The sequence below is a fragment of the uncultured Oribacterium sp. genome, assembly GCF_902481605.1.
Classification (GTDB): Bacteria; Bacillota; Clostridia; order Lachnospirales; family Lachnospiraceae; genus Oribacterium; species Oribacterium sinus.
In genome coordinates, this window is record NZ_CABSXI010000110.1 from 1 (window position 1) to 3,503 (window position 3,503).

A 3,503-nucleotide genomic window follows, 5' to 3' on the forward strand; every position below is an offset into this window, starting at 1 on the left:
GCCTGCAAGAGAAGCTCCTTAGTCAGTAGAGTGTCGGGGGTTAAGGATGGAGTGAAAAAGTTTTGGAAAATTTCCACTCTGTGAATGACCTCAGAAATAGGTTTATGAAGGGCGGAAGCGCCGAACACAAGTACAGTTCTTTGGCTCTCCTTAGGAATCTCCGGCTCATTCCGGCCATGGGCTTTTCCGGGTAATCGTTTAGAGCCGTCCGCCTCCACCAAGACAAAGTCTGCCATTTGCTCAATGGCAGAGAAGGGCAGGGGAAAAGGAGAAAGCTTGCCATTTGTTTCCAGAGTTCCCAAGCATAGAATGGGATTTTGGGACTTATCCCATAAGGATAGAACTTTGCTTTGAAGGAGAGTTTTCGAATTTTCCAAAGCTTCTTCAGAGTGAATATCTTTACCGGGAAGTAAAATTTTTTCATTGAGAGTTAAAATATTTTTATTGAGGCTTGAAACATTCTCATTGGAAATTAAAGCATTTCCATTAAGAATTGAAACATTCTCATCGGAGATGGAAACATTTTCATCTAAGAAACAGATATTTTCACAATGAGAAAAGGGGAGGATATGGGTGGAGGTAGTGAGAAGCACGGAGCCTTTTTGAGACAGCTCAAGGGAAAGGGACTTTAATAGGCTGCTTTTTCCTCCGCTTCCAATAATGGCGTTGACTCCTTTTTTTATGCCGAGAGCTTCCGACAGAGGAATTCGAATAAGCTTACTTTGCGGATTGTCATCGATTTGTCTTTGCTGTTTCGTCAAAATGTCTCCTTTCTTGTGAAAACGGGTTTTGTTCAAGTGGCTTTCTATCCTTTTGTTTACGGTTTTTCAAAAAAACTATGCTCTTTTTAAGACTTATGGTAGAATCAAAACTCAAAGTCTGATAACGTGAGGATTTTTGTCATGAAAGCTCTTACAGGAGTTTTTACAGCTCTATAAGTTCTTGTCTGATGACTTCATTATAGGTGATATTTTCTTTTTTGCCAGAAGATTTGTTTTTCTGAAAGGAAGGTTTTATGCTTGTATTTATCCGGGGAGCAGGAGATTTGGCAACGGGAATTTCCATTCGGCTGTATCGTGCGGGAATATCCGTTTGCCACAGTGATTTGGCGATTCCCACAGCAGTTCGTAGAAATGTTGCTTTTTCGGAGGCGATTCGCTTGGGAGAGTGCAGTGTGGAAGGCATTACGGCGGTTCGGGCGAAGAGTTTGGAGGAAATACATGAAGCAATTTCCCAAAAAAAGGTTCCTGTGGTTGTGGATGAAGGAAAGAGTTTTCTGCACAGCTTACAAGCGGATGCTGTGGTGGATGCTATTCTTGCCAAGAAGAATCTGGGAACATGTATGGAGGATGCAAGACTTGTTATCGGCATAGGCCCCGGATTTACTGCCGGCGTAGATTGCCATGCAGTCATAGAAAGCAAAAGAGGCCATGATTTGGGAAGAGTGATCCTTAAGGGATCCGCCATTCCCAATACCGGCATTCCCGGAATCATTGGCGGATATGGGAAAGAAAGGGTGCTTCGGGCACCGGCAGAAGGAATCTTGGAACAAACCCTTCCCATCGGTACTTTGGTGGAGGCCGGAGATATTTGTGGAGTAGTAAACGGTATTCCTATGCGGACGGAAATTTCCGGAATTATTCGAGGAATGTTGCAGGAAGGCATTTCCGTATTTCCCGGTATGAAGGCGGGAGATGTGGATCCCAGAGGTGAGGCGGTGGAATATCGGAATGTTTCCGACAAGGCAAGAGCTATCGGAGGCGGCGTACTGGAGGCTCTACTGCATTTTCTGCCTTGGGAGCTTTGTAAAGAGTAAAATGCTGTAGAGATAAGGAATTACAGGATTTAAGATAAACAAACGAGATATCGCACGCTTTGCGCACGATACTCGTTATGAATAAAAAGGAGAACTATATTTTATGGAAAGAGAACTGCAAGAAGAGGTGGTTTTGGATTTACCCGGATTACTGGCTTTATGTTTACGGAAAGGGATATGGATTCTTCTTGTTACGGTGCTTTGCGGTTTAGCCCTACCTTCTTTTAAGCTTTATAAGGCCTTGAAAAGCCAGAAGGCGGAAAGTCAAACGGAAAGCACGGAGGAAAGTGTGGAGAAGAAGGAGAAGGAAAAAGAACAGTCCTTGGAGTATGCCGGAAATGAGCGGAAAAGACTGGAAGCTTTGCTTTCTTCAGAGAGAGAAAGCTTGGCGGATTCCGCTTTGATGAAAATTGACCCGACTTCCTATGGGGAAAGAGATATCAATCTTTATCTTCCTTTAGAGGAGGGAGGGCAGACTCTCAGCAATCAGGAAATTGCAGCAAGGCTTTCTGCGGTAAGTCAGGCCTACAGTGATGCTTTACAAAGCGGTACATTTTACAGCGATATCGCAAAGCGCCTGGGGGGAAAGGTAGCAGAGAAAGATTTATCGGATCTCATCTATGTAGAGGGAAATGAGAAAAGCGCTATTGTTTCTGTCTATCTTGTGGGAAGTACGGAGAAGCTTGCCAAGGAAATGGGAGATGCGGTTCTTTCGTATGTAGAAGAAAAAAAGGCGGAATTGGATGAAAATCTTCCTGCACATAAGCTGGAAATTCTTTCGGATAACGTTTACACAGCTAAAAACAGTGGAAACTATAGTCCGGACAACAGCCAGCTTCAGAATGTACAGAACTTTCCGCTTTTGCAACGGCAGCAGCAAAAAATAGACAGGGTGGAAAAGCTTTCCACACTCCTTACCGACTGGAAGAAAAAGGAGAAGGACGCAAAGGGAGAGGAAGTTCTGGGAACCCAAGGGATTTCCAAGAAAACCTTAGTCAAATATGCTATTTTGGGAATTTTCCTGGGAGGATTTTTGTCTGTAGCAGTGATTACCGTACCTTATCTTTTCACTAAGGAGCTTCCCAGAGAGGAAGATTTGGAAATGTCCTATGGCCTTATGGTTTTAGGCAGTAAGAAGCGTTATAAAAAGCAGGGGATCTTTAAGAAATGGTCCGAAAAGCTTGCCGGGGAAAATGAGCGATGTGAAACGGAGGAAGAACTGTTCCGCCTTTCCAAGGCAAATCTTACTTTGCTGGCGAAGGAAAAGGAAATTCAGGAAGAGATCCTCTTCATCGGTGCAAAAGGAGAAATGGGAGAAAAGCTTGTACAGAATGTAGGAGAAGGAAATCCCCTTTCTGCAAGAGCTGCAGAGGACATTTTGCAAAGTCCGGAAGGAATACAGGCTCTGTCAGAGCACAAATATCTGGTTTTAGCCTATCCGGCACAAAGTGACTTCTTAAGCTTCTTAAAGACAAAGAAGAAATGTGAAGCACTGGGGAAAGAAGTTCTTGGTGTAATTTTATATTAAAAAGGGAATGTAAAATCAATAAATAGAGTTTTATGCAGTATAGGTCTAAAATTGGGGCACGCTCTCGCTAGCTTCGCCACGCAGCGGTACTAACTTCAAGCATCGCCTTGCTCGCTTTCAGTAAGTACCGGCGGGCTCAGACTACCCCTGTTTTAGACC

General features: G+C 43.8%; 3 protein-coding genes. 2 read left to right on the forward strand and 1 reads right to left on the reverse strand.

Annotated elements, in window-relative coordinates:
- On the reverse strand, nt 1-761 hold a 761-nt coding region (gene yqeC / locus RDQ32_RS10900; protein WP_308580503.1), incomplete at its 3' end, for a selenium cofactor biosynthesis protein YqeC.
- A gap of 254 nt (nt 762-1,015) precedes the next feature.
- Between yqeC and yqeB the strand changes: the two genes are divergently transcribed.
- The gene (gene yqeB / locus RDQ32_RS10905; protein WP_308580505.1) at nt 1,016-1,816 is read left to right on the forward strand and encodes a selenium-dependent molybdenum cofactor biosynthesis protein YqeB; all 801 of its coding nucleotides are present in this window, start codon (nt 1,016-1,018) and stop codon (nt 1,814-1,816) included.
- A gap of 103 nt (nt 1,817-1,919) precedes the next feature.
- Nucleotides 1,920-3,344 carry a hypothetical protein gene (locus RDQ32_RS10910; protein WP_308580507.1) on the forward strand — a complete coding sequence of 475 codons (1,425 nt, stop codon included), beginning with the start codon at nt 1,920-1,922 and terminating at the stop codon, nt 3,342-3,344.
- Nucleotides 3,345-3,503 lie beyond the last annotated feature (159 nt).

What these genes read in the sequence shown, in the direction of transcription:
- RDQ32_RS10910 (WP_308580507.1), top strand. Translation starts at nt 1,920, where the DNA reads ATGGAAAGAGAACTGCAAGAAGAGGTGGTTTTGGATTTACCCGGATTA.
- yqeB (WP_308580505.1), top strand. Translation starts at nt 1,016, where the DNA reads ATGCTTGTATTTATCCGGGGAGCAGGAGATTTGGCAACGGGAATTTCC.